The 3,552-nt window shown below is 73.4% G+C and carries 3 protein-coding genes; all 3 read right to left on the bottom strand.

All coding sequences use genetic code 11. The annotated features are described in order from the left end of the window. Positions 1–104: 104 nt before the first annotated feature. From ACFV0G_RS32050 to ACFV0G_RS32040, 3 genes are read right to left on the bottom strand one after another with little or no spacing between them, the layout of a single operon-like run. Positions 105–1,358: an ROK family protein gene (locus tag ACFV0G_RS32050; RefSeq protein WP_380555604.1), complete on the bottom strand. Its 1,254-nt coding sequence runs from the start codon at positions 1,356–1,358 to the stop codon at positions 105–107. Between the two features lie 12 nt (positions 1,359–1,370). Continuing rightward, positions 1,371–2,654: a sugar ABC transporter permease gene (locus tag ACFV0G_RS32045; RefSeq protein WP_380555602.1), complete on the bottom strand. Its 1,284-nt coding sequence runs from the start codon at positions 2,652–2,654 to the stop codon at positions 1,371–1,373. After that, positions 2,651–3,427 (bottom strand): ATP-binding cassette domain-containing protein, encoded by a 777-nt coding sequence (locus tag ACFV0G_RS32040; protein ID WP_380555600.1) that lies wholly within the window; start codon positions 3,425–3,427, stop codon positions 2,651–2,653. Before ACFV0G_RS32040 ends, ACFV0G_RS32045 begins: the two co-directional genes overlap by 4 nt. Positions 3,428–3,552: the final 125 nt, after the last annotated feature.

Here is a 3,552-nt window from a genome sequence, read left to right as displayed (position 1 = left end):
GCGGGCCACCACCCCTCCACCACCTAACACCCCCCCCCTCGCGCCGCCGCGCCCCCCCCCCCGCCCCCCGGCCCCCCCCCCGCAGGTCCGCCCGCACCCGGGGCCTACCGCCCGGGGGCCTGCCGCTCCGGGACGGCACTGCGGCTCTGCTGCCCGGAGAGCCGGGCGAGCGTCTCCAGCGGCCGCGCGAGCACCTCGGAGAACGCCAGTTCGGCGGCGCCGATCAGCACGGTGTCGTCGCCGAGTTCGCTGACCCGCAGGCGCATGTGCTCCCGGACGGCGGCCAGGGCGTTGGTGTTGATCCGGCTGCGCACCTGGGCTGCGGAGCCGAGGAACACGTCCCGGAGGGTGCCTCCGAGGACGACCAGGTCCGGGTCGAAGAGGTTGGCCAGATTCGCGATGCCGATGCCGAGCCAGTCCCCGACCCGGTGCAGGGCGGCGCGCGCGGTGACGTCCCCGAGGTCGGCGGAGGCGACGACGGACCGCACGGCCTCGGTGCCGGTGGTGCGGCCGTCCCGGCCCGCGGCTTCCAGCAGGGCCCGCTCGCCGGCCTCGGCCTCCAGGCAGCCGCGGGCCCCGCAGCCGCACGGCCGACCCTGGTGCGGGTTGACGGTCATGTGGCCGATCTCGCCGGCGTATCCGCGTTCGCCGCGCAGGAGTTCGCCGTCGATGATCACTCCGGCGCCGATGCCGATCTCGCCGTGCAGGTAGACGAGGTTGGCGCTGCCGCGGCCGATGCCGCGGCGGTGCTCGGCGAGCGCGCCGAGGTTGGCCTCGTTCGCGACGAGGACCGGGATTTCCAGGCTGAGCCGGTCGGCGAGGGCGCCGGCGAAGTCGACGCCCTTCCAGCCCGTGTTGGGGGTGAGGCTGACCAGGCCGTCGGGGTGCCGGACGATGCCGCGGACCGCCACGGCGGCGCCGACGCACGAGCTGCCGACCGGTGCGCCGGCCAGCATCTCGTGGGCGAATCCCGCAAGGATGTCGGCCGCTCGCGCGGGGTCCTGCGGGTGCCCGTCGGGCCAGGGGCACTCGCGCCGGTCCAGGAACACGCCGCCGAGTCCGATCAGGGCAGCCGCCAGGCGCTCCACGCCCAGGTCCACCGCCAGCACGTACACGCGGGTGGACTTCGGCCGGACGACCAGCGACGGCCTCCCGGCCCGACCGGTCTCCTGCGGCAGCTCCTCGCGGACCAGGCCCGCGGCCGTCAGGTCGCCGACCAGGCCCAGGATGGTGCTGCGGTTGAGGCCGAGCCGGGTCGCCAGGACGGCCCGCGAGGTCGGCCCCTCGAAGTGGACGTGGCGCAGCAGCGCGCCCAGGTTGTGCTGGCGGACCTCTTCCTGGGAAGGACCGGCTTTCATCGCGGGTGACCCTCATCGTCGGGCTGTGCGGCGGCGGGACATGGCGTCCACGCCGGCGGCCACCAGCAGAACCGATCCCGTGACAGCGTACTTGACGCCCGAGCTGTACCCCATCAGTCCCATGCCGTTCTGGATCACCGCGACGACCAGGCCGCCGAGCACCGCGTCGACCACCCGGCCGCGGCCGCCGAACAGGCTGGTGCCGCCGATGACGGCGCTGCCGACGGCGAGCAGCAGGACGTTGCTGCCACCGGTGTTGGGGTCCACGGAGTTGCCCCGGGAGGCGGCGATGATGCCGCCGACGGCGGCCAGGCAGGAGCAGATGACGAAGGCGGCGGTGCGGATGAAGGCGACGTTGATCCCGGCCCGGCGGGCGGCTTCGGGGCTGCCGCCGACGGCGTACACGTGCAGGCCGAAGCCGGTCCGCTGCAGGGTGAACGTGCCGAGCAGCAGGAGGGCGCCGATCACCGGCACCACGAGGGGCACGCCTTTGAGTGAGCCGACCAGGACGTTGCGGCTGCGCTCCTGGTTGAGCAGGTACACGGCGGCGGAGCCGAGCACGACGACGGCGCCGGTCCGGACGGCGAGGAGTGCCACCGGGGTCCCGGTGAGGCCGCGGCCGCGCCGGCCACGGCTGCGGCGCAGTTGCAGCGCGGCGTACCCGGCGGTGCAGCCCGCCAGCAGGACCCAGCCGAGGGCGGGGCTGAGGTTGTCGTTGGCGACGGCCAGGATGGTGGGGTCCTTGACGGAGACGTTCGTGCCTTCCTTCAGGAGGATCAGGACGATGCCCTGGAAGCCGAGGAACGCGGCCAGCGTCACGACGAAGGACGGGATGCCGACCTTGGCGACGAGGGTGCCGATGAGCAGGCCGATGACCGCGCCGGTCAGCACGGCCGCGGTCACCGCGGCGTACCAGGGCCAGCCGTGGTTGGTCAGCAGGATGGCCAGGACCGCGGCGCAGACGCCGCTGGCGTACCCGGCGGACAGGTCGATCTCGCCGAGGAGCAGGACGAAGACCAGCCCCATCGCGATGGCGATGCTGCCCGCGCTCTGGGTGAGCAGGTTGGCGAAGTTCAGGTTGGACAGGAAGACCGGGCGCAGCAGGGAGAAGAACGCGCACAGCACGACCAGGCCGGCGACGGCGGGCAGGGAGCCGAGCTCGCCCGTACGGATCCGGTCGAGGTAGCCGCGGCCCACGTCCGCCAGGCCTCCGACCGGGTGCCGGTCATCGGCGGGGGCGGCGGGCCGGTTCAGCTGCTCGGGCTTCTCCGGCTCCTCGGAGGCGAGGGCGGTCATGCGGCGGCTCCCTTGGGTGTCTGCGGGCCGAGGTCGCCGCTGCGGCCCGAGGTGATCAGTTCGACGACCTGGGCGTGCGTCACGTCGGAGGCCTTGACCTGGGCGGCCGTCCGGCCGAGGTAGAGCGCGGCGATCCGGTCGGAGACCGCGAAGACGTCGTTCATGTTGTGCGAGATGAGCACGACGGCCAGCCCGTTGTCGGCCAGCCGGCGCACGAGTTCCAGGACCTGCGCGGTCTGGGCGACGCCCAGGGCGGCGGTGGGCTCGTCGAGGACCACCAGCTTGCTGTTCCACAGCACCGCCTTGGCGATGGCGACGGTCTGGCGCTGGCCGCCGGAGAGGCTGGAGACCTTCTGGCGCACGGACTTGACCGTGCGCACCGACAGGCTCCTGAGCGTGGTGGCCGCCATCTCCTCCATGGTCGCGTCGTCGAGCACCATGCCGCGGCGCTTCTCCCGCCCCAGGAACATGTTCTGGACGATGTCGAGGTTGTCGCACAGCGCGAGGTCCTGGTAGACGATCTCCACACCGAGCGCGGCGGCCTCGCGCGGGCTGTGCACCTGGACCGGCCGGCCCTCGAAGAGGTAGTCGCCCGCGTCGATGGGGTGGATCCCGCCGATGCACTTGACGAGCGTCGACTTGCCCGCACCGTTGTCGCCGACGAGTGCCGTGACCTCCCCCGCGTGGGCAGTGAGCGCGACGTCGTGCAGGACCTTTACGGGGCCGAAGCTCTTGTCGATGCCGCGCAGTTCGAGAACCGGTGTTTCTGTCATGGGTGGGACTCCTGGGGGTTCGGCGGGGTGGGGCCCCGGCCCCCCGGGGGGCCGGGGCCCCGTGGCGACGCCCGGGGGCGCGGCGCGGCGCCCCCCCGGGCGGGGGAAATTATATCAAGCACAGT

Source organism: Kitasatospora sp. NPDC059571 (assembly GCF_042735675.1).
Classification (GTDB): Bacteria; Actinomycetota; Actinomycetes; order Streptomycetales; family Streptomycetaceae; genus Kitasatospora.
Note: the sequence above shows the minus strand (reverse complement) of the source record. Positions and strands in the feature narration are given on the sequence as shown.